Origin of the sequence: Enterobacter cloacae complex sp. ECC445 (assembly GCF_021892025.1) — a bacterium.
Classification (GTDB): Bacteria; Pseudomonadota; Gammaproteobacteria; order Enterobacterales; family Enterobacteriaceae; genus Enterobacter; species Enterobacter chengduensis.
Genome location: NZ_JAKLRZ010000001.1, coordinates 220,006 through 240,990 on the forward strand (window position 1 = coordinate 220,006; position 20,985 = coordinate 240,990).

General features: G+C 56.7%; 21 protein-coding genes. All 21 read left to right on the forward strand.

Annotated features, from left to right (window positions below; all coding sequences use genetic code 11):
- Nucleotides 1-59 precede the first annotated feature (59 nt).
- The 21 genes from L6R44_RS01065 (at nt 60) to L6R44_RS01165 (ending at nt 20,984) form a co-directional block, all read left to right on the forward strand.
- Nucleotides 60-269, forward strand: a complete 210-nt coding sequence (locus L6R44_RS01065) for a hypothetical protein (protein ID WP_045890533.1) — start codon at nt 60-62, stop codon at nt 267-269.
- Between the two features lie 61 nt (nt 270-330).
- The gene (locus L6R44_RS01070) at nt 331-735 is read left to right on the forward strand and encodes a Rap1a/Tai family immunity protein (protein WP_229267764.1); all 405 of its coding nucleotides are present in this window, start codon (nt 331-333) and stop codon (nt 733-735) included.
- Nucleotides 732-1,226, forward strand: a complete 495-nt coding sequence (locus L6R44_RS01075) for a T6SS effector amidase Tae4 family protein (RefSeq protein WP_237422949.1) — start codon at nt 732-734, stop codon at nt 1,224-1,226. The genes L6R44_RS01070 and L6R44_RS01075 overlap by 4 nt, the downstream gene beginning before the upstream one ends.
- A 26-nt stretch (nt 1,227-1,252) precedes the next feature.
- Nucleotides 1,253-1,678, forward strand: a complete 426-nt coding sequence (locus L6R44_RS01080) for a T6SS amidase immunity protein Tai4 family protein (RefSeq protein ID WP_032641127.1) — start codon at nt 1,253-1,255, stop codon at nt 1,676-1,678.
- 180 nt (nt 1,679-1,858) lie between these two features.
- Nucleotides 1,859-2,341: an Hcp family type VI secretion system effector gene (locus L6R44_RS01085; protein ID WP_014884229.1), complete on the forward strand. Its 483-nt coding sequence runs from the start codon at nt 1,859-1,861 to the stop codon at nt 2,339-2,341.
- Between the two features lie 57 nt (nt 2,342-2,398).
- Nucleotides 2,399-2,941, forward strand: a complete 543-nt coding sequence (locus L6R44_RS01090) for a hypothetical protein (protein WP_237422950.1) — start codon at nt 2,399-2,401, stop codon at nt 2,939-2,941.
- Entirely contained in the window at nt 2,932-3,339 is a 408-nt protein-coding gene (locus L6R44_RS01095; RefSeq protein WP_337249833.1) for a putative T6SS immunity periplasmic lipoprotein, read from the forward strand. Before L6R44_RS01090 ends, L6R44_RS01095 begins: the two co-directional genes overlap by 10 nt.
- A gap of 82 nt (nt 3,340-3,421) precedes the next feature.
- Nucleotides 3,422-5,185 carry a type VI secretion system-associated FHA domain protein TagH gene (tagH, locus tag L6R44_RS01100; protein ID WP_237422952.1) on the forward strand — a complete coding sequence of 588 codons (1,764 nt, stop codon included), beginning with the start codon at nt 3,422-3,424 and terminating at the stop codon, nt 5,183-5,185.
- Nucleotides 5,182-5,979, forward strand: coding sequence for a PP2C family protein-serine/threonine phosphatase (locus L6R44_RS01105; RefSeq protein ID WP_014884226.1), 798 nt, complete (start codon nt 5,182-5,184; stop codon nt 5,977-5,979). Before tagH ends, L6R44_RS01105 begins: the two co-directional genes overlap by 4 nt.
- Before the next feature lie 16 nt (nt 5,980-5,995).
- Nucleotides 5,996-6,994, forward strand: a complete 999-nt coding sequence (locus L6R44_RS01110; RefSeq protein WP_237422953.1) for a hypothetical protein — start codon at nt 5,996-5,998, stop codon at nt 6,992-6,994.
- Between the two features lie 9 nt (nt 6,995-7,003).
- Nucleotides 7,004-7,816: a type VI secretion system accessory protein TagJ gene (locus tag L6R44_RS01115; protein ID WP_237422954.1), complete on the forward strand. Its 813-nt coding sequence runs from the start codon at nt 7,004-7,006 to the stop codon at nt 7,814-7,816.
- Entirely contained in the window at nt 7,809-8,372 is a 564-nt protein-coding gene (tssE, locus tag L6R44_RS01120; protein WP_237422955.1) for a type VI secretion system baseplate subunit TssE, read from the forward strand. The genes L6R44_RS01115 and tssE overlap by 8 nt, the downstream gene beginning before the upstream one ends.
- Before the next feature lie 2 nt (nt 8,373-8,374).
- Complete coding sequence (gene tssF / locus L6R44_RS01125) at nt 8,375-10,246, forward strand: type VI secretion system baseplate subunit TssF (RefSeq protein WP_237422956.1); 1,872 nt, start codon at nt 8,375-8,377, stop codon at nt 10,244-10,246.
- The gene (gene tssG / locus L6R44_RS01130) at nt 10,243-11,286 is read left to right on the forward strand and encodes a type VI secretion system baseplate subunit TssG (RefSeq protein ID WP_237422957.1); all 1,044 of its coding nucleotides are present in this window, start codon (nt 10,243-10,245) and stop codon (nt 11,284-11,286) included. The genes tssF and tssG overlap by 4 nt, the downstream gene beginning before the upstream one ends.
- A gap of 38 nt (nt 11,287-11,324) precedes the next feature.
- The gene (gene tssH / locus L6R44_RS01135; RefSeq protein ID WP_237422958.1) at nt 11,325-13,940 is read left to right on the forward strand and encodes a type VI secretion system ATPase TssH; all 2,616 of its coding nucleotides are present in this window, start codon (nt 11,325-11,327) and stop codon (nt 13,938-13,940) included.
- 24 nt (nt 13,941-13,964) lie between these two features.
- Nucleotides 13,965-15,386, forward strand: a complete 1,422-nt coding sequence (locus L6R44_RS01140) for a serine/threonine protein kinase (protein ID WP_237422959.1) — start codon at nt 13,965-13,967, stop codon at nt 15,384-15,386.
- A gap of 230 nt (nt 15,387-15,616) precedes the next feature.
- Nucleotides 15,617-16,027, forward strand: a complete 411-nt coding sequence (locus tag L6R44_RS01145) for a hypothetical protein (RefSeq protein ID WP_229267760.1) — start codon at nt 15,617-15,619, stop codon at nt 16,025-16,027.
- A gap of 64 nt (nt 16,028-16,091) precedes the next feature.
- Nucleotides 16,092-18,803 (forward strand): type VI secretion system tip protein TssI/VgrG, encoded by a 2,712-nt coding sequence (tssI, locus tag L6R44_RS01150; protein ID WP_237422960.1) that lies wholly within the window; start codon nt 16,092-16,094, stop codon nt 18,801-18,803.
- An 11-nt stretch (nt 18,804-18,814) separates the two neighbouring features.
- The gene (locus L6R44_RS01155; protein ID WP_237422961.1) at nt 18,815-19,390 is read left to right on the forward strand and encodes a hypothetical protein; all 576 of its coding nucleotides are present in this window, start codon (nt 18,815-18,817) and stop codon (nt 19,388-19,390) included.
- A gap of 3 nt (nt 19,391-19,393) precedes the next feature.
- Nucleotides 19,394-20,470 (forward strand): hypothetical protein, encoded by a 1,077-nt coding sequence (locus tag L6R44_RS01160; protein ID WP_237422962.1) that lies wholly within the window; start codon nt 19,394-19,396, stop codon nt 20,468-20,470.
- Between the two features lie 73 nt (nt 20,471-20,543).
- Complete coding sequence (locus L6R44_RS01165) at nt 20,544-20,984, forward strand: DcrB-related protein (protein WP_237422963.1); 441 nt, start codon at nt 20,544-20,546, stop codon at nt 20,982-20,984.
- Nucleotide 20,985 lies beyond the last annotated feature (1 nt).

The following is a 20,985-nucleotide window of genomic DNA, read 5'->3' on the forward strand; positions in this document are numbered from 1 at the left end:
GGGGCCGGCACTATGACGCGTAATATGAAACAGATAATGAATTTAAAGGGAAATTGTTGATGAAAAAATTCATTATCTATTTCATCGCTTATTTATTGCTTTTGATGTCGGCAATGGTGTTTTTTACCGCATGCGGTTACTACCTGTTGATCTTTGACTGGCAACAGGGTGGTTTGAGAGCGATGTTGCACGGACTTTTACTTGTCGGATGTATTGCTCTTGCGATGTGCATATACGCTACCGGTGAGAAAATCAAAAAGTGTTGTTAATCCTTCACTGACCACGTTTAGTTATGCTGAAAGAGAAATCTAATCTGGAGCAGGAGAAACAATGAAGTTACTTACCCTACATGTTTTGCTGTTTACCGGTCTATTGGGAGCGACGCCATTATGGGCTGCTAATGGCCAGAATGACTCATCAAATCTTCTACGCGACCCTAATACACTGTCCCGTAATGATGTACAAATGAGCGGGGAAAAGTTTCTTTCAGCGTGGCTCGCAAAAGATAACGAACAGGAGCAGCTTAAAGCGAATATGTATCTGCTTGGGGTAATGGATGCGACGGAGGGTAAATCCTGGTGTGGATATACGGTCGCATTGCCCGGTTCATTACGAGAGAGCATTTACAGCTATTTCAAAAAATTGCCTGAAAACCGTAAGAAAGAACCTGCAGCATTGTTAATCACCGAGGCTCTGGCACAGGATTTACCGTGCAAAAAAGGAGTTCAATCATGAAACCGTTGTATGCACAGTTAAAAGCACAACATTACTCCTCTAACGAATCGCGGCCGGGTTATGTCCCTCGGGATGATCTCTTTAACGAAATAGGTTACGACGCAAGCGTGCTCATTAAGTCTAATCCGGGGTATATGAATACTTGTGCAGTGCGAATAAGCCTTGCTCTCTTAAAGTGTGATGTTAAATTTGAAGGGCGTTTGGCTATAAAGAGTGGGCCATATAAGGGTAAAAAAATTGAACCTGGTGCGAAGCTTTTGGCTGATCAGCTCTATAAAGCGAGTGTGTTTGGCAAGGCAGAAATCTATACTGATATTCGAGAGGCTGGTCAAAAACTCCGTAACCGCAAAGGTGTGATTTTCTTCAACCGTATAACTAATTACAACGGTGGACACATCGACCTATTAGAACCGGTAGGGGATAATATGATGCAGTGCAATTCCGATTGTTACACCGACTGTAAAGAGATTTGGTTCTGGGAACTGAGATAGCGCTATACCGTAAAAAAGATATCGCCATGTTTAAAAAAATACTTTATCTGTTTCTTTTTCTGACTAGTTGCTCATCTTATTCTGCTAATACGGGACTTCAATTCTTCCATCAACAAACTTACAGACAGGTGATGAAAGATTACGTTCTGGCACGCTGTCTTGCAGAGGTGGCAGACGACGGTGGCCAGTTTTCTGCTGATGCAGGGCTCAGCGCAAGCGCACTCCTGGAGTGGATGCCCTTCGATGTTGAAAATGGCATGGGGAAAATTGAGGCTGTGATAAATAAATATAAAGACGAAAAGAACAGCTTTCACTCTGAACGTTCACAAAAAATCAAAGGCGTAACGTTAAATTGTCTCCGTCTTTATCATAGCGACGAATTGAATAAACTGGTTCCTCAGGTAATAGTTGGCGATCCTGACCGCACCTGGATTCAGGATAACCCGCAGTAGTAAAAGACTTCACATTCCTTCTTTTCATTCAGAGGGAGTGTAAGACTGTCAAATGACACGGGTCATTTGATGTGAGGCAGAGGTAAAATATGGACGGTTTTATTCAGCCCCATGCTTTCCTGTTTGCCATATAAGTGCTTTTTCGAAAGCAATATTGTTCATCCACGAAGAGTAGATATTATGGCTATTGATATGTTTCTGAAGGTCGAGGGTGTTACGGGCGAATCTAAAGATTCTAACCACACCGGCTGGACTGATATTACCTCCTTCTCCTGGGGCGCTTCCCAGCCAGGTAATATGAGCGTTGGCGGTGGCGGTGGTGCCGGTAAAGTTAACTTTAACGACCTGCACGTTAACGCCCTGATCGACAAATCCACCACCGCTATCCTGAAGCACTGCGCCAGCGGTAAACACCTGACCAAAGTTGAGCTGTCCGTCTGTAAAGCCGGCGGCCAGCAGGTGGAATACACCCGCATCACGCTGGAAGATGTGCTGGTGACCTCTGTTCAGTACACCGGTGCAGACAACGGCGATACCGTTGGTGTGACCTACGCGTTCCAGGCTGCGAAAGTGAAACAGCAGTACTGGGAGCAGACCACTGCCGGTGGTAAAGGTGCTGAAAGCAGCGCTGGCTGGAACATCAAAGAGAACAAAGAAGCGTAATCGCATGTGTGGCCGGGGAGTTTTCCCCGGTCATTATCAACCGGGAAGGAAGATAGCATGGCAAGTTTGCAGGAAGGAGGCGCCCGTCCTCTCACCATTGGCGAAATAGCACTGGCGCGCTCGGTTTTTGGTGACGCAATAAAGTACTCAGAAGTGAAAGTCCATAATAAAAGCTATTTGCCATTTAATATGCAGTCGACAGATGTCGCGATGACCCCCAACGGTGAGCTCTATTTTCGCGAGCCGCATTATCGGGATGACTTTTCAATAGAAGTTCCGCGATATAAACACTGGTTTATTCACGAAATGGTGCATGTATTGCAGCATCAGATTGGAATGAATGTTCGAACCCGAGGCGCATTCAGTTGGGCAGCAAGTTATAATTATTCTCTGCCCCCCGATAAAAAACTATCGGACTTTGGTATGGAGCAGCAGGCTTCTATCATTTCAGATTTTTATTATCTGATAAATTACGGTCTGGGTGATTTCCGAAACATCACAGGTTTTGAGGGAATTATCGGACCCGACCTGAAGGATAGATATCTACAGGTGTTATCGTTGTTTATTCAAAATCCTAAAGACCGGCGGGTATGGTTATGAAACAGTTACTCAATGTTGTAGCAATCGCATTAACGGTGAGTGCCTGTGTCTCTCATCCTGCACAATATCAGTCGCTTTCGGTTACGCTAAAGAACAACGAACCCTGCTTTGCTATTCCCGCTAACTCCGGGTTAGACGCGCCTGTCACCAGCCATTCGCCCACCATAATGAAACGCGCGGGAAATGAATGGAAAGCGATATCGCCGCCGTCAACGTTTAGCCCTGAGGTGACGTTAACGACCCAACAGTGTCACCAATGGAAGGGGATTGCGTGGCAAGCCGGAGAATATGATGTTGCTCTGAAAGTGTCAGGGAAAAACGATTCTATTCGCTATGCTGCCCGTTTCACCTTACAAGAAGATCCTTCAGGCCAGTTTAAGCTTACGCAGACTGAATAGAATGTGTTAACCCCCAAACGCCGCCGTTTTCACCCCGAGAGCGGCAGCGTTTGAGCGCTAATCATACCAGCAGGAATACGCCATGCGATTCACGATTATTTCTACGAAACCCGGTCATCAGCCGCCGCAGAGCAGCTGTGATTTTTATGCCCCGGGCGGCACCATTGGGCGCGGTACGGATAACAATCTGGTGTTGCCGGACAATGACCGCACCATCTCGCGCCTGCAGGCCATTGTTCACGTTGACGCCAATGGTGAATGCCGCGTCACCAACCGTGGCAGCGTCACCCGCGTGGTATTGAATGATATTCCGCTGGAGCGGGGGCGTCAGGTTGAACTGCAGGATGGCGACATTCTCGGTATTGACGACTACCGTATCGAAGTGGCCGAGCTTATCCACGACACGCAGCCCGTGAGCCGTATGGCGGCCAGCATGCAGCAGCAGGCGCGTCCGGCAGCCGCATCCGCGCCCGCTCCGCAGCCGAAACCGGCCAGTGCCGCACCGCGCGGAAAAACCGAGCCGACCGCCGTGCCAACGGAAATCTGGGATAGCCTGATGCAGGAGTTCTCCATCTCCGACAGCATCTCAAGCAACCGCACAAAGCCGCAGCCTGCGGCGTCGCACGACCCGTTCTCTCAGCCTGCGGCCCCGGAGCGTAACGCCGAAGATCCGCTGGCGATGTTCAACGACAGCGATCCCACGCTTGAGCGTAAGCATGTCGACCCGGACACGCTGTTCAGCGACGAAGCGTTGTTCAAAAAAGAGAGCATTTTCGACGACGTTACCCCGTCAACGCTGGTGCAGCCGGGCGAGACGAACCCCGTTAAGCCAGAGGAAGAGGCGGCGGATGAGCTCGATCCGCTGGCGCTGTTTGGCGGTAAGGCCAGCGCGCCGGCCGCGCGAAATGACGACCCGCTCGGGCTGATGGGCGGCGCGCCGTTAACCCATCCGGATGACATGATTGACGATAAGCCTGCGCCAGTGCCGGAACCTGAGCAGGAAGAGGACGTGCTGGCCGATTCCCCGCTGTTCGCCCCTGAGCCGCAGGAAGAACCGCGTGCTGAAGAAGAGCCCGCGCGCCCGGATTACGCTGGCTTTACCCTCCCTACGCCACAGGCCGTTGCGCGCAGCAGCGCGCAGGCGCCGAAGGGCCGCCTGCGCATCGACCCGGTCAATAACGCTGCCTCTCCAACCGCCACCGCGAATAGCGGCGAGAAAGGCGACGTGCTGCAGGGCGAACTGCTTGAAGCGCTGCTGGAAGGTATGGGGCTGAGCGAAATGCAGCCCGTCCCGCAGTTTGACCGCGAAAACATGCGTCAGCTGGGACAGATCCTCGGCATGTTCTCCCAGGGGACCGTGGCGCTGCTCTCCTCGCGCTCCATCCTCAAGCGCGGCGTAAAAGCCGATATGACCATGGTGCTGGACGACGCCAACAACCCGTTCAAGCTGTTGCCAACCGGGAAAACCGTCCTGATCCAGATGTTCGGCACCCCGATGCCGGGCTTTATGCCGCCAACAAAATCCGTCCGCGACGCGCTGATCGATCTGCAGGCGCACCAGCTGGGGATGATCTCCGGCATCCGCGCCATTATCGCCGCGATGCTGCAGTCCTTTAACCCGGAGCAGCTGGAAGAGCAGGCGAAGCAGAACGGCATGACCTCGCGTCTGGCGCTGCCGGGCAGCCGCAAAGCCGCCCTGTGGGACTATTTTGTTCGCAGCTATGGCGAGACGGCGGGCGAGATTGAGGATGACTTCCACACCCTCTTCGGCGAGGCCTTCCTTCATGCGTATGACATGGAGGTGAATCAGTACAAAGACTCACAGAGCGGATCGGAAGACAAATGAATATCGCAACGGCTTCTCTCTCCCGCCAGGGGACGCGCGCCAGCAACCAGGATCAGACGGGAGAAACCATTGGGGAACGTTCAGCCTGCTTTGTCGTCTGCGACGGCATCGCGGGGCTGCCGGGCGGTGAGGTGGCTGCCGAGCTGGCCCGCAACAGCATTATCTCCCGCTTCGATGGCGACAAACATCTTAATGCGCAGCATATCCGCGACTACGTGCAGACCGCGAACCGCACCATTCTCAGCGAACAGCAGGCCGTTCAGGACTATCGCCGGATGGGCACGACGCTGGTCAGCCTGTTCATTGACCGGGATTACGGGCTGGCCTACTGGGCGCACGCCGGAGACAGCCGCCTGTACCTCTTCCGTCGGGGATGGCTGTGGCATGTGACCACCGACCACAGCCTGGTGCAGCAGATGAAGGATGCCGGGCACCAGACCGACAACCTGAACAGCAACCTGCTCTATCTGGCGCTGGGAATTGAAAACGGCGGGCCGGAAGCGAGCTACAGCGACGTGGTGCAGGTGGAGGACGGCGATGCATTCTTGCTCTGCACCGACGGCTTCTGGCACGGCGTCAGCGAAGAGCAGATGAAGCAGTCGCTGCATATGGTCAATACGCCGCAGGAGTGGCTGACCTTAATGAACCAAATCATTCAAAAGAATGGCGAACAGGAAGGGAATGCGCAGGATAACTATACCGCCCTGGCGGTATGGATGGGCAACCCTCAGGACACCACTTTGCTGCACACCCTCTCTGACGCAGCACAATTTCTTCCCTGCGGAACTGATTAGACACACAAGGAACGATATGAAACTTTGGCTATCGGGTTTGGCACTTCTGGCGGCGACCTCTACCGCGCAGGCTGAGAATTTCCGCATCGTGCAGTCTCCTGCGCAGAAGCTGGATATCTGGATCGACAACATCAAAGACAACACGCCGCAGAGCTGGTGTAAGCCAGAGGTGGCGCTGCGCATCGTGGCGAACGGCAAGAAAGACGTCTCCGTGCTGGAGAACTTTGTGCCGCGTCTTGGCTCGCTGCTGGAACACCAGTGCAGCAAAGTGAGTAAACTCAGCTGGACGCTCAACGATCCGGCGGGGACCCTGCTGGCGCAGGGCACGGCAGGCAAAGCCCAGGACTGGGCGCTGGTGGTGAAACAGGAGCAGGCCGCGCCTGCTGAGACCGTCACCGCAGCCACCGCCAGCGGCGCGCTGCTGCCGCCAGACCAGGACGTGGCTTCCCGCACGGTTGCCGCGGACCGCACGCCGTGGCAGGAGTTTACCCTTCAGGACGGCTGCCACCTGCGCACCTTCTGGGAAGGGGGCGCGTCTGCACCGGCGCTCTTTATTCCCGATTCTGAGACCACCCGCTGCGGTAACGGCAGCTGGCTGAGCGGGCACACCGTCGTGTCGCAGTCCCGCAGCGGCGGGCAGAAAGAGATGGCGGTGACCTACATTCATGGCTTCCCGGTGACCGGTCTGAATCAAAGCGCCGATCCGGAAAAAGCGCTGATCACCTCCGTTAACAAAGAGCGCATGGTCTTCAGCACGCCAGACAGCGACCAGAGCTGGATGATCCTGCCTTACGATAACGCCCTGAACAGCTGGAAGAGCAACGGCACCGTGGCGGTGGAGATTTCCCGCGAGACCGCCAGCGATGACGCAAAACTGCAGGCGCGCATCGCGGCGGTGAAAAAAACGTGGAGCGCCTGGGTCGCACCTGGCGCACCGCTGAATATCGTGCTGATTGACACCCTGCGTCCTCAGCTGCGCGATCCGGCCGTCGGCGCATGGCGCGCGGCGAATTAAGGAGTGGCGATGAATACGCTCTATCAACACCTGGCGGGTGAGTCGCTCAGCGACGCGCTGGCGCGCCTGGAAGCTGACATCAAAGCCCGTCCGGCGGATGCCGATCTTCGCGCCGCGTTCGTGCAGTTTTTAATCCTCAGCGGCAACTGGACCCGCGCGCTGACCCAGCTGAAAAGCTGGCTGGCGCTGAAGCCGCAGGCGAAACCCACCGTCACGCTGCTGGAGCAGTCCATCCAGGGCGAGCTGCAGCGCGCGCAGGTGATGGCGGGACAGGCGCGTCCGGCCATGCCTGAAACCCAGTGGCCGTGGTTGACGACGCTGGCCGCGGCGCTTGGCGAGAAGGGCGAACGCGCGCAGGCGTTGCGCCTGGAAGCCCTTGAACAGGCGCAGGCCAACCCCGGCCACATCACCCTCGAAAACGAGGAGACGCAGGCCTTCGACTGGCTGATGGACGGCGATGCCCGTCTCGGCCCGGTGTGCGAAACCCTCGTCAACGGCCGCTATTTCTGGCTGCCGCTTAACGCTATCGCGGAGATCCGTTTCCAGGCGCCTGCCAGCGTGACCGATCTGGTCTGGCGTCACGCGCTGGTGCGCCTGACCGACGGGACGGAGCAGGTGTGCCAGATCCCGGCGCGTTATCCGTTTGCAGCCGATGCGCCGGATGCGGTCAAGCTGGGCCGCACCACCGACTGGCAGCCGCTCGATGAAGACGGCACCCTTTACACAGGCATGGGCCAGAAGGCCTGGCTAAGCGAGCAGAGCGAAAGCCCGCTGCTGTCGTTAGGCCTCGTGACGTTTGCGACGGATGACGCCGATGAGTAATCCCGCTGGCGAAGGCGATCTGCTGCGCAGCGGCTGGCAAGCCCGCAGCAAGCAGGAGAAGGTGGGGGCGCGCGACAAAATGCAGCCCTCGCTGCTCGATCGCCTCACCGATAACGAACCGGAAAAAAAGCGCGAGTCGGTCAACAGCAATCTGATTACCCACGCCGCCCTGCGCCGCAGCGTTCTGCGGGATCTGCAGTGGCTGTTTAACACCATCAATCACGACGCCTCCGGCGATTTGAGCGCCTTGCCGCACGTGAGCCGCTCGGTAGTTAACTTCGGCGTCGCGCCGCTGGCCGGAAAAAGAATGTCGGACATCGAATGGCACGACATTCAGCGCAAGCTCACCGAGGCCATCATCAATTTTGAACCGCGCATTTTGCCGCAGGGGCTGCAGGTCCGCTGCGTGTCGGATACCTCCTCGCTGGATCTGCACAACGTGCTCTCCATCGAGATCAAAGGGCGTTTGTGGTGCGTGCCTTACCCGCTGGAGTTTCTGTTTCGTACCGATGTCGATCTGGAAAACGGCCATTTTGAACTGAAAGATGCGGGGTAATCATGGAAAGTAAACTGCTCGAATACTACAACCGTGAGCTGGCCTACCTGCGCGAAATGGGGGCCGAGTTTGCCGAACGCTATCCCAAAGTCGCCGGACGGCTGGGCATGCGCGGTATCGACGTGGCGGACCCGTATACCGAACGCCTGATGGAAGGGTTCGCCTTTCTGACTTCCCGCGTGCAGATGAAAATGGACGCGGAGTTTCCGCGCTTCTCCCAGCGTCTGCTGGAGATGATTGCGCCGAACTATCTCGCGCCCACGCCGTCGATGGCCATCGCGGAGATTGCGCCCGACAGCAGCCGGGGCGACCTGAGCAAGGGCTTCATCGTGCCGCGCGGTACCATGATGGACAGCCTGGCGCTGAAAAAAACCGGCGTCACCTGCAGCTATACGACGGCGCACGAGGTTAACCTGCTGCCGCTGAAGATCGACAGGGTCGAGCTGGGCGGCGTGCCCGCCGATCTGCCGCTCGCGCAGCTGGGCCTTAGCCAGCGGGGGATCGGCAGCGCCCTGCGGATCCGCATCGCCTGCGACGGCCCGCAAAATCTCGGGCACCTGGATTTCGACCGTCTGGAATTTTTCCTCGCTGGTCCGGATATTGAAGCGCTGAAGCTGCTCGAGCTGGTGATGGAGCACCACGCCGGGATCGTCTGTCAGACGGTCGGCCCGCAGCCGCAGAGGCAGCTGCTGGCGTCGGACGCGCTGCGCCAGGAGGGCTTTGAGCCTGACCAGGCGCTGCTTCCGGACGATCTGCGTAACTTTGACGGCTATCGCCTGCTGCAGGAGTATTTCGCGTTTCCGGCGCGCTTCCGGTTCATTAGCCTTAGCGGCCTGAGCAGGCTTATCCAGCGCTGCGAGGGTGAAAAAGCCTTCGACATCTTCATTCTGCTGGACAAGTCGGATGAACAGCTGGAGCGCGTGGTCGATGCCAGCCATCTGGCGCTGCACTGCACGCCGGTGATCAACCTGTTCCCCAAGGTCGCGGCGCGTCAGAAGCTGGACGAAGGCCAGCATGAATACCATCTGGTGGTCGATAACATCCGGCCTCTGGATTATGAAATCTATGCGGTAAAAAAAATCTATGGCAGCGCGGACGGCCAGCGCGATGACCGGACGTTTCGCCCTTTCTGGAGCACCTGGAGCGGCGATGCGGGCAACTACGGGGCCTATTTCTCCCTGCGCCGTGAACAGCGCGTGCTGTCCGAGCACGCCCTGCGCTACGGCACCCGCACCGGCTATATCGGCTCGGAGGTCTTCGTCTCGCTGGTGGATGAACAGCACGCCCCCTGGCAGGAAAACCTGCGCTATATCTCTGCCGACGTACTCTGCACCAGCCGCGACCTGCCGCTGATGCTGCAGCAGGAGCTCGGGCAGTTCATTATGGCCGACTCCATGCCGGTGAAATCGCTTACCCTGCGTAAGGGGCCGACGCCGCCGCGCCCGGCGCTGGCCGAAGGGTTCAGCACCTGGCGGCTGATCAGCCAGCTGCAGATGAACTACCTCAGCCTGATGGACAGCGAAAACGAAGAGGGCGCAGCCGCGCTGCGCCAGCTGTTAGGGCTGTACGCCAGCCTGGCCGAAACGCCCGTTGCGCGTCAGGTCGACGGGGTGCGCCACTGCGTGCTGGAGCCGGTTCACCGCCGCGTGCCAGAACCCGGCCCGGTGGTTTTCGCCCGCGGGATCGGCATTACCCTGACGGTAGACGAGCGTGCCTTTTCCGGCGCCAGCCCGTGGCTCTTTGGCAGCGTGATGGAGCGTCTCTTTGCCCGTCTGGTCTCCATCAACAGCTTTACGGAGTTTACCCTGAAAAGTCAGCAGCGCGGCGAGATTGGCTACTGGGCGCCGCGCATGGGTAAAAGGGCGCTGATATGAGTGACGCCGCTACTGTACCGCTGCGCGTGCATCGCCTGACGAAGCTGCCGGAAGCGTTCTGGAACGGGGTCCGCGAGACGCCCTGGCGCTACGACCTGTTTCAACTGCTTAGGCGAATTGATGCCCAGGGCGGCGAGCGCTACCCGCTGGGACGCGCGCCGCTGCCGAAGTTTGAGCCGCTGCGCATCGGCCAGCAGCCGTCGATGAGCTTTGCGCCGTCGACGCTGGCCGACGTCCGCCTGCGGGAAGAGAGCGGGCTGCACGAGGTGTCTATCCTCAGCTTCGGCCTGTTCGGCCCGAACGGCCCGCTGCCGGTCCACATGACCGAATACGCCCGCGAGCGTATTCATCATCATCAGGACTCCAGCCTCAGCGCGTTTGCCGATCTGTTCCATCACCGTCTGGCGCTGCTGTTTTACCGCGCCTGGGCGGACGCGCAGCCCACCGTCTCTCTGGATCGCGCTGATAACAAGCGCTTTGAGGGGTACCTGGCGTCGCTGATTGGTATGGGCCAGCCGGGCCAGATGGACAAGGGCAGCCTGAGCGAGCACGCGCGCTTTACCCACGCCGGGCACCTGACGCGCCACGGGCGGGATCCGGAGGGGCTGGAGAAGATCCTGCGCAGCTATTTTAAGGCGCCGGTCAGGCTGGTGAGCAACGTGCCGCAGTGGATGCCGCTCTCCACGCGCGAGCAGGCGCAGCTTGGCGCAGGACGCCGCATGCCGCGCATGGGGGAGTCCGCCTTTCTCGGCGTCGCCGTCCGCGACGTGCAGCACAAATTTCGCATTGAGATTGGCCCGCTGAGCGCGGAGGAGTACAACCGCTTTCTGCCGGGTGAAGCGTGGGTCACGGAGCTGCGCGACTGGGTGCGTCAGTACGCCGGGGTAGAGTTTGAATGGGAAACGCGGGTGATCCTGCGTGAAGACGCGGTGCAGGGCACCGCGCTCGGCGGTGCCGGGCGATTAGGCTATAACACCTGGCTGGGTCTTCAGCCGCAGCCCGTCCCGCGGGGCGATCTGGTGTATCGCGCAGAGCGGTAATCCTTCCGTATACCGAATCATTGTTAATGGAAACTAACATGTCAGAAATTAGCCGTGCCGTGCTTTTCGGCAAACTGGATACGCTGTTATTTACCTCTCTGGAAAGCGCGACTGCGTTCTGCAAGCTGCGCGGTAACCCGTACGTTGAGCTGGTGCACTGGCTGCATCAGCTGATGCAGCAGCAGGAGGGTGATCTGCAGCAGGTCATCCGCCACTTTGCCCTCGACGAGCAGCAGCTGACGCGCGATATCGTGGCCGCGCTGGATGCGCTGCCGCGCGGGGCGAGCTCCGTTTCCGATCTCTCCGAACATATCGACAGCGCCGTAGAGCGCGCCTGGGTCTATGGCTCGCTGAAGTTTGGCGTCAGCCGCATTCGCGGCGGCCATCTGCTGATCGGGCTGCTGAAAACCTGGAACCTGGCTAACGTGCTGAAAAGCATTTCGGCGCAGTTCACCCGCCTTAACGTCGAGGTGCTGATCGAGCAGTTCGATGCCATTTGCGCCAACAGCAAAGAGACCCAGCAGGCCGCTGCCGCCGTCGACGCACCGGCGGGTGCGGTACCGGCGGCGCAGGGGACGCTGGCCCAGTACGGACAGGACCTGACCGCCCGCGCCCGTGAAGGGAAGATTGACCCGGTTGTCGGGCGCGACGAGGAGATCCGCCAGATGGTGGATATCCTGATGCGTCGACGCCAGAACAACCCGCTGCTGACCGGTGAAGCCGGGGTCGGGAAAACGGCGGTGGTAGAAGGGCTGGCGCTGCGCATCGCCGACGGCGACGTGCCTGAGCCGCTGCAAAATATTCAGCTGTGGCTGCTGGATATCGGCATGCTACAGGCAGGCGCGGGCATGAAGGGCGAGTTCGAGGCCCGTCTGCAGGCGCTTATTAACGAAGTCCAGTCCAGCGCCACGCCGATTATTCTGTTTATCGATGAGATCCACACCCTGATTGGCGCAGGCGGCCAGCAGGGAACCGGCGATGCGGCGAACCTGCTGAAGCCCGCGCTGGCGCGCGGCCAGCTGCGCACCATCGGCGCCACCACCTGGGCGGAATACAAAAAGTACATTGAGAAAGACCCGGCGCTGACCCGCCGTTTCCAGACGGTGCAGGTGCACGAGCCGGACGAAGCGAAGGCCATTCTGATGCTGCGCAGCACCGTGTCGCCGCTGGAGACCCACCACCAGGTGCTGCTGCTCGACGAAGCGGTTAGCGCGGCGGTGAAGCTGTCGCATCGCTACATCCCGGCGCGCCAGCTGCCGGATAAAGCCGTAGCGCTGCTCGACACCGCCTGCGCCCGCGTGGCGGTTAGCCAGAGCGCGCCGCCTGCGCAGCTGGAGGACTGCCTGCGCCATCTTGCCGCGCTGGACGTGGAAATCGAGATAGCTGAACGCGAAGCGCGCGTGGGTGCCGGTGACGCCGAACGCGTGACGGCTTTGCGCGGCGAGCGCGAGGCGTATGAAGCAAAACGCCAAGCCCTGGCCCAGCGCTGGGAAGAAGAGCGCGGCCTGGTGCAGGAGATTATTCGCCTGCGCGCGGCGCTGTTCGCGGCGGGGGATGAAGAGAGCGCCGGGCTGCGCGGCCAGCTGGCGGAACAGCAGCAGGCGCTGAACGCCTTACAGGGTGATGAACCGCTGCTGTTTGCGGCGGTCGATGAAAACGTGGTGGCCGCGGTGGTCTCTGACTGGACCGGGATCCCGCTGGGCCGGATGGTGAAAAACGAGATCGACGCGGTGCTGAACCTCGCCGACACGCTGAACCAGCGCGTGATCGGCCAGCGTCACGGTCTGGACCTGATTGCCCGCCGCGTGAAAACCTCGCGGGCGAAGCTCGACGATCCCAACAAGCCGGTGGGCGTCTTTATGCTCTGCGGCCCGTCCGGGGTGGGTAAAACCGAAACCGCGCTGGCGCTCGCCGAATCCCTGTACGGCGGCGAGCAGAACGTCATCACCATCAACATGAGCGAATTCCAGGAAGCGCACACCGTCTCCACCTTAAAAGGTGCGCCGCCGGGGTACGTAGGGTATGGTGAAGGCGGCGTGTTGACCGAGGCCGTGCGCCGCCGCCCTTACAGCGTGGTGCTGCTGGACGAAATTGAAAAAGCGCACCCGGACGTCCACGAGATCTTCTTCCAGGTCTTTGATAAAGGCTGGATGGAGGACGGCGAGGGGCGCCACATTGATTTCCGCAACACCATTATTATTCTGACGTCCAACGTCGGCACCGAGCTGATTAGCGCCATGTGCGCCGACCCTGAGCTGATGCCGGAACCTGACGCGTTAAGCGGCGCCCTGCGCCAGCCGCTGCTGGAGGTGTTCCCACCGGCGCTGCTGGGACGCCTGCTGGTGGTGCCGTACTACCCGCTCAGCGACGAGATGCTGGGGCTGATTGTTCGTCTGCAGCTCAAGCGCATCCAGCGGCGTCTGGAAGAGAATCACAGCATTATTTCTGAGTTTGACGACAGCGTGGTGGAACAGATTGTTCAGCGCTGTACCGAGGTGGAGTCCGGAGGCCGTATGGTGGACGCTATTCTGACCAATACCTTACTGCCTCAGATGAGCCAGATCTTACTTACCGCCAGCCGCAGCGACGAGCAGTACCGACGTCTGCACGTCACCTGCGAGCAGGGCGAGTTTCACTGTCAGTTTGCCGCGTAATAATCATCAAGAGAACTGTAAAAGATGACGGATAATGATAACAATCGGACTGTCCCAAACGCGCTCCCGGTCGGGTACCGCTTCAACGAGTTTGAAATCAAAGAGGTGATCGGCGGCGGCGGTTTTGGCATCGTCTATCGCGCGTGGGATCACCAGCTCGAACGCACTATCGCTATCAAAGAATTTATGCCTTCCTCGCTCGCCGTGCGCGGCGACGACATGACCCTGGTCCTGCGCAGCGAGCGCTTTGGCAAAGCGTTCTCCGCAGGCCTGAACAGCTTTATTCAGGAAGCGCGTCTGCTGGCGCGCTTTAACCACCCGAACCTGCTGCACGTCCTGCGTTTCTGGGTGCAAAACGATACGGCCTACATGGGGACGCTGTTTTACAGCGGCACCACGCTGTCGCGCCTGCGAGAAGAAAAACCGGAGCTGATCAACGAAGCCTGGATCCGCCGCACGCTGCCGATGCTGTTTGGCGCAATCAAGACCATCCACGACGAAGGCTACCTGCACCGCGACATCTCCCTGGATAACATCCAGATCCAGGATAACGGCCTGCCGGTGTTGCTCGATTTCGGCTCAGCGCGCCGGACCATCGGCAACCTTTCCGACGAAACGGAAACCATGCTGCGCCCGGGCTTTGCGCCAATTGAGCAGTACACCGACGACAACGAAAGCGAGCAGGGCCCGTGGACGGATATTTACGCCCTCGGCGCTGTACTGCGTACCCTGATCGTGGGCTCTCCGCCGCCGGTCAGCGTGGTGCGCTCCATCCAGGATACCTGCAAACCGCTTGTGGAAATCATGCCGCAGGGCTATTCCATTCCGCTGCTGCAGGCCATCGATCGCGCGCTGGCGCTGCACATGGAGGATCGTCCGCAGTCCATCGACGAGTTCGCCGCGCTGATCGAGATGCCGGTCGCGGGCATCAACGATGTGCTGACCGCGAAAAAGCCCGGCACGATGCTGGTACCGGTCGAAGACGAAAAGCCGACGTCGTTCCTCGACTGGCGTCGCTACAGGATCCCAGGCCTGGTAGCCGCAGGCGTGCTGGTGGGCGTTGTTGCCGGGGCGATGCTGTTCAGCGGCGGTAGTGACGCGCCTGAGCAGGCTGCGCAGGCACCGACAGAGACGCGTCCAACGGAGACCGCCGCGAACGCGCCGGACGTGAAGCCAGAGACGGCGAAGGTGAGCGAGCCGGCGACGGCACAGCAGACGCCACCACCTGCCGATGCCGGTCCGGTGGCGTTGGTCTATATCCGGATCCTCGATGGCGAAACGCTGAAGGTGAACGGCGAGCCTAAAGCGCTGCGCCCGGGAGCTAACGGCTATGCCTCGCTCAAGCTGCCCGCCGGTGAGGTGAAGATTGAGCTTCAGGGCAACGGAAGAACGCGCGGCCAGACGCTGGATATCGCCAAGCCGGGCACCTGGCTGGTGAATCCGTAGGAATATAAACAGGAGAGATTATGGAATTGTGCGATCTTCGAAGCCAGAGGCTTCATCCAGGGAATGCGAGAAGATTGTCTCTCCTGTTTATGCGTTTTGAATTTAATCCTGACCCGGAGAGTTGAGTTGAAGCCAACATGTGCCTCCCCATTTTTGTAAATAACAATATCGGGCGTACACAAAATAACCTCGCTCATTTAAATAGCAAATTATGGTATTTCTGGGGAAGTATGGATCTTCTCGCAATATTGCTTTATTGCGTGAATTCAGTTCGCCACGACAGAATTCCATTCATTTCTGATGCAAAAGCGTTTAGTGATTCGTTGCATTATTATGCAGGTGATGGTTTCAGCATTTTGGTCATGCTTTTTTTTGTGCTTGACTTACTTTTATTACTCTCTTTGTGTACTTCGGCCTGGTTATTCTTCAAGCGAAAGATCGGAGCGATTAAATTTGCTCTTGCGCAGGAATTATTTCGCTTGATTTCATTCAGATGTTCGGTCTCATTTTTCCCTCTTTTAGTAAGTATGTTTGATATTTCAAACATCTGGTTGAATGTAGGCTTATTTGTCACTTCAGAGTTACTGAAAATCTACTCTCTTGTTTTTTGGATGTTCAAGAGGGAAAAGCCCCTTTCTTGAATGACGCTTTATCACAGATGCGAACCCCTTTCCTGCATCGCATAAGCTAGATGGAATAAAGATTATGCTCAACCGAATTACCGTTCAGCTCCCGGTGGAGGGGCTTCTGTTCTGGAAACTGACGGGCCGCGAGGCGATGTCCGAGTCGTTCGCCCTGACGCTGACCGTGCTCGGCACGGACGCGCGCATTGACCGCAGTAAGCTGCTGGGCCAGCCTGTCACGGTAACCATCCCGACGCAGAACCTGCTGACGTCCCGCTATATTAACGGCAAGATTACCCGCGTGGCGGTGAGCGCCGTTGAGCTGACGGGCACGCGCTATGCGGTGTACCAGCTGACGGTGGAGCCGGACCTGTGGCCGATGAAGCGCGACCGTAACCTGCGTATCTTCCAGGGCCAGACGGTGCCGCAGATTGTGAAAACCCTGCTCGGTGAGCATCAGGTCAACGTTGAGGACAAACTCACAGGCAGCTACCGGGTGTGGGACTACTGCGTGCAGTATCAGGAGTCGAGCCTGGACTTCATCAGCCGCCTGATGGAGCTGGAGGGGATTGCCTATCACTTCCGCCATGAGGCGGACAAACACACCCTGGTGCTCACCGATGCCGCCACGCAGCATCAGCCGTTCAGCGGCTATGAGGTCATTCCTTACCACCAGACGCCATCGGGCGGCAGTACGGATGAAGAGGGCATCGGCCAGTGGGCGCTGGAGGACAGCGTGACGCCGGGGATTTACAGCCTCGACGACTATGACTTCCGCAAGCCGAACGCGTGGCTGTTCCAGGCCCAGCAGAACCCGGCGTCGCCGAAGCCGGGCAGCATCGACGTGTACGACTGGCCGGGACGCTTTGTGGACAAGGGGCACGGGGAGTTCTACGCCCGCATCCGCCAGGAGCGCTGGCAGGTTGAGCATCAGCAGATTCAGGCCACCGCCACGGCGGCGGGGATAGCGCCAGGTCACACCTTCACGCTGACCAACGCCCCGTTCTTCAGCGACAACGGCGAGTATCTGGTGACGGCCGCAGGCTACCACTTCGAGGAGAACCGCTACGCGAGCGGCGAGGGGGAGACTATTCACCGTACCGATTTTACGGTCATCCCGTCGGCGGTGGTGTACCGTCCGGCGCAGTCCACGTCGTGGCCGCGCACCTACGGCCCGCAGACCGCGAAGGTGGTGGGGCCGAAGGGCGAGAGTATCTGGACGGACAAATACGGTCGCGTGAAGGTGAAGTTCCACTGGGACCGTCTGGCGAAGGGCGATGACACGAGCTCCTGCTGGGTGCGGGTGTCGAGCGCGTGGGCGGGCCAGGGCTACGGCGGGGTGCAAATCCCGCGCGTCGGCGATGAGGTGGTGGTGGACTTTATCAACGGCGACCCGGACCGTCCGATTATCACCGGCCGCGTGTACAACGACGCGAGCATGCCGCCGTGGGCGCTGCCGGCAGCGGCGACGCAGATGGGCTTTATGAGCCGGACGAAAGACGGTTCAGTCGATAACGCCAACGCCCTGCGCTTTGAGGATAAGGCGGGCGCAGAGCAGGTGTGGATCCAGGCCGAGCGCAACATGGACACCAGCGTTAAAAACGATGAAACACACAGCGTCGGCGGGGCGCGCAGCCATTACGTGAAGAAAAACGAGCTGCATCGCGTGGAAGCGAACCAGACCCAGGCCGTGAAAGGTGGCACCGAGATCCTGACGGGGAAAGGCAAGCTGGATGCGGCGGTAGAGCAGTATGTCATTGCATCCGGGACGAAGCTGCGGCTGGTCTCCGGTGAGAGCGCCATTGAACTCAACGCTAACGGCAAGATTAACCTGATTGGCAAAGAGTTTAACTTCTTCGTGGAAGGGGATGGGTATATCACCACGGGCGGCAAGCTGCACCTGAATACCTCGGGAACCAAGCCGGGCACAACGGCACCGGGTTCAGGGCATAAAGGGGATATTGATGCGGCGGTGCAGGCATATTTCTCTCCGGATCAGGCTAAAAAATCTGCCGGTGCTGGAGTTGCCGGAGGAGCGGGCAAAGCGGCACCGGCACCTGCGCAAAACAATTCAGCTGCATCAACCGGCACAGACAAAACCAGTGAATATGATTATTCGTTGCAGGACATGGTGGATAAGCAAAAGAATTTAAAGGCTAAACCTCAAAAGTGGACGCGACGAGGCTTTGTTAACGCCTCTGAAGATGATATTAAGAAATATGCAAACCCGGACAATTTCAATACTGGAACTGATAAATATCAGTTCCTGGATCTCTCCTCTTCATCAGGTGTTTCTGAAACTGATATGGCTACCTTCCTGAAAGGGAAAGGCGTACTTGAAGGTCAAGAAAAAACATATCTTGATGCAGCAAAGAAATACAATGTCAGTGAAGTTTACCTCGCCTCGCATTCTGCTCTTGAAACAGGTAACGGAGCGAGTGAACTGGCAAAAGGTGTCGAGGTCAACGGTGTAAAAGTTTATAATATGTACGGTATTGGCGCTTTAGATGGAAATGCCGTTAAAACAGGTTCCAATTATGCATATAAAATGGGATGGACTTCACCAGAGAAAGCGATAGATGGTGGTGCGAAATGGATTTCCGAAAAATACATTAATAATGCGGATTATGCCCAAAATAATCTTTATAAGATGCGATGGAACCCAGCTTCGCCAGGAACGCATCAGTATGCAACTGATGTCAACTGGGCTGTAGCCCAAACATCAAACATGAAGAAAATGTTTGATAATTTCCCTGGTGCAAACCTATCATATGATATTCCAAAATTTAAGTAATGGAACAACTTATGACCAAGAAAATTCTGAGTGTTTTCTGTTCTGTTCTGGTGCTCTGCAGTTTGAACAGTTATGCGGCGACTGCTCCAATCAATAAAGAAGTTGAAAATTCATCACGTACTCTTTTAGCAACTCCCGATTTTTCTGTACAAATAAACAAACAGTCTGTCGCATTGGGCGACAGATGGACTAATGACATTGCAGATAAAGTTGAGTTGCCGGTTGAAGGCCGTTTTGTCGGTGAGGTTCCTTTTGACGGAACAAATTATAAATTTTTCCAGCATCAAAGGTCTGGGTTAGAAATATTTAGTTCCAACCTTTGGTGGGATAAGGCAGAGAGAAGCGTTGACGATTATATTGTGTCGCAGATTACGCTAACTGCTGCGGATGGCAAAACAGCTCGCGGAATCCATATTGGTTCAACAATAAATGAACTTAATAACGCTTATGGTAGTGGCCAGGTCGAAAATGATTCCGGAGAGCAGTGGATTTCCTATGAATTGGGTAAGAAATTGCTCTCTTTTGAGGTTAAGGACAATAAGGTTGTAAAAATAACAATGAATTACGATAATGGTTCTTCAGAGTAATTTATGACCAAAAAATATCTGGCAGCTGTATTGTTAACCGCTTTATTGACAGGCGTCGTTGAAACGTCATCGGCACTTGAATTATCGCAATACAATAAGCTCGATACGGTAAGTCGCATCCTTAACGACAGTGAAGTGACAGACAATCTCAGGACGCTGTTGGGAAATCATTACCAGACCTTTATTGATAACTTTGACGTCTTCGGTGAACCGCATACCACCGCAGGTGGCGGATTGTTTGTTGAAGGCTGGCTAAAGGATCTTTATCAGGAGAATGCGTCAGCGCTGGTCATCAATCCTGACGGTAAAATCTTTGCGGCCTGGGTGGTTCCGGAATCAAACGTTATCCATTACCAGTCCTCTGATAACACTCAGGTCATTAATGCTGATATCCAGCAGTGGGCCGCCAGATTCACAACGATGCATTTTGCAGCGAACATACAGTCAGAAGTCACGTTTGACGGGGTATGGGCTGGTGAATTCAAAAACGACTCAACGTTAACCCTGCGATTAGCTGAATCAGGCAACCGTATCACCGGGTCTTATTGTTATATCTCTCAAAGAGGAAATCGCATAGATTGCCCTGATGAGGATGAGCGTAATCTTAGCGGTACGTTCGCAGGTAATCGTGCCAACGTTGAGTTCAACTCATCGTTTGGCGGCGTCGGTGGACGGGCTGTTCTGGAAATAAAAGGGAGTGAAATGGAATGGCGCTTAGTTACTCCTCCACAAAAAGGAAATTATTATGCTCCGCTGCGTTATACGTTACGTAAAGCCGCTTCGGTTCAAAACGCGGAGACCAGAAAACTGGACACCGAAAAGTTCGATATTTCGCTGATAAACAGGTGCGGGCGTTTCGAGAGCGAATGTGACGAGATGGTTTATCTCGGCGTGCGCAAAAGCGATAACAGTACGATCTCTTTAAAGGGAAAAACGTTACGCGACTCCTCAGGTAAAATAATCGGTTCAACGTACAAGAATGGCGAGATCGCTTATACCGTAACGTATGCACCTGTGAAACTGGTTGTCAGCAAGGGCAACCGTGTTTTAGTCGAACAATCCGGTCAATGGCGTAAATAATATAAAGCCAGACAAAGGCCACCACGGATTGGCCTTTTTATTTCTCTCAATATTAATCATCCCGAGTTCACTTATGAAATACACCCTCCAGGAAGGTTCGTTTTCCCTCTTTCCTGCTGCCTGGCAGGATAACAGCATGAACATTATTCGCGATGACGAAAGCGGATTGTCCGTGGTGGTCAGCCGCGGCGCGATCCCCGCTGGCAGCGACTACGAACAAGAATTCCATCGCCAGTGGGACGTGCTGCGTCCGCAGATGGGTGAGATTGCCCAGAGCGAATTCCGGAACGTAAAAGCCGGGGCTGACGGAAAAACGAACGGGCTGGAAGTTGAGACCACTTTCGACCGCAACGGGCAGCGCCTGTGGCAAAAACAGCTGGCCGTACAGACGCCGGGCAAACCGGTATTAATGATTTTTACCCTCTCGGCGCTCAGAGCATTCACCGAAGAGGACGAGGCGCGCTGGAGCGCGCTTAAGCAGAGTCTGACGCTAAGCGACAACCGGAACGTGTAAG

Bases quoted from the DNA above. Each gene is read 5' to 3' on its own strand.
- L6R44_RS01085 (WP_014884229.1), top strand. From the start codon at position 1,859: ATGGCTATTGATATGTTTCTGAAGGTCGAGGGTGTTACGGGCGAATCT.
- L6R44_RS01115 (WP_237422954.1), top strand. From the start codon at position 7,004: ATGAATACGCTCTATCAACACCTGGCGGGTGAGTCGCTCAGCGACGCG.
- tssG (WP_237422957.1), top strand. From the start codon at position 10,243: ATGAGTGACGCCGCTACTGTACCGCTGCGCGTGCATCGCCTGACGAAG.
- tagH (WP_237422952.1), top strand. From the start codon at position 3,422: ATGCGATTCACGATTATTTCTACGAAACCCGGTCATCAGCCGCCGCAG.
- L6R44_RS01080 (WP_032641127.1), top strand. From the start codon at position 1,253: ATGTTTAAAAAAATACTTTATCTGTTTCTTTTTCTGACTAGTTGCTCA.
- L6R44_RS01105 (WP_014884226.1), top strand. From the start codon at position 5,182: ATGAATATCGCAACGGCTTCTCTCTCCCGCCAGGGGACGCGCGCCAGC.
- L6R44_RS01165 (WP_237422963.1), top strand. From the start codon at position 20,544: ATGAAATACACCCTCCAGGAAGGTTCGTTTTCCCTCTTTCCTGCTGCC.
- L6R44_RS01090 (WP_237422950.1), top strand. From the start codon at position 2,399: ATGGCAAGTTTGCAGGAAGGAGGCGCCCGTCCTCTCACCATTGGCGAA.
- tssF (WP_237422956.1), top strand. From the start codon at position 8,375: ATGGAAAGTAAACTGCTCGAATACTACAACCGTGAGCTGGCCTACCTG.
- L6R44_RS01075 (WP_237422949.1), top strand. From the start codon at position 732: ATGAAACCGTTGTATGCACAGTTAAAAGCACAACATTACTCCTCTAAC.
- L6R44_RS01070 (WP_229267764.1), top strand. From the start codon at position 331: ATGAAGTTACTTACCCTACATGTTTTGCTGTTTACCGGTCTATTGGGA.
- L6R44_RS01065 (WP_045890533.1), top strand. From the start codon at position 60: ATGAAAAAATTCATTATCTATTTCATCGCTTATTTATTGCTTTTGATG.
- L6R44_RS01155 (WP_237422961.1), top strand. From the start codon at position 18,815: ATGACCAAGAAAATTCTGAGTGTTTTCTGTTCTGTTCTGGTGCTCTGC.
- tssE (WP_237422955.1), top strand. From the start codon at position 7,809: ATGAGTAATCCCGCTGGCGAAGGCGATCTGCTGCGCAGCGGCTGGCAA.
- tssI (WP_237422960.1), top strand. From the start codon at position 16,092: ATGCTCAACCGAATTACCGTTCAGCTCCCGGTGGAGGGGCTTCTGTTC.
- L6R44_RS01145 (WP_229267760.1), top strand. From the start codon at position 15,617: ATGGATCTTCTCGCAATATTGCTTTATTGCGTGAATTCAGTTCGCCAC.
- L6R44_RS01140 (WP_237422959.1), top strand. From the start codon at position 13,965: ATGACGGATAATGATAACAATCGGACTGTCCCAAACGCGCTCCCGGTC.
- L6R44_RS01110 (WP_237422953.1), top strand. From the start codon at position 5,996: ATGAAACTTTGGCTATCGGGTTTGGCACTTCTGGCGGCGACCTCTACC.
- L6R44_RS01095 (WP_337249833.1), top strand. From the start codon at position 2,932: ATGGTTATGAAACAGTTACTCAATGTTGTAGCAATCGCATTAACGGTG.
- tssH (WP_237422958.1), top strand. From the start codon at position 11,325: ATGTCAGAAATTAGCCGTGCCGTGCTTTTCGGCAAACTGGATACGCTG.
- L6R44_RS01160 (WP_237422962.1), top strand. From the start codon at position 19,394: ATGACCAAAAAATATCTGGCAGCTGTATTGTTAACCGCTTTATTGACA.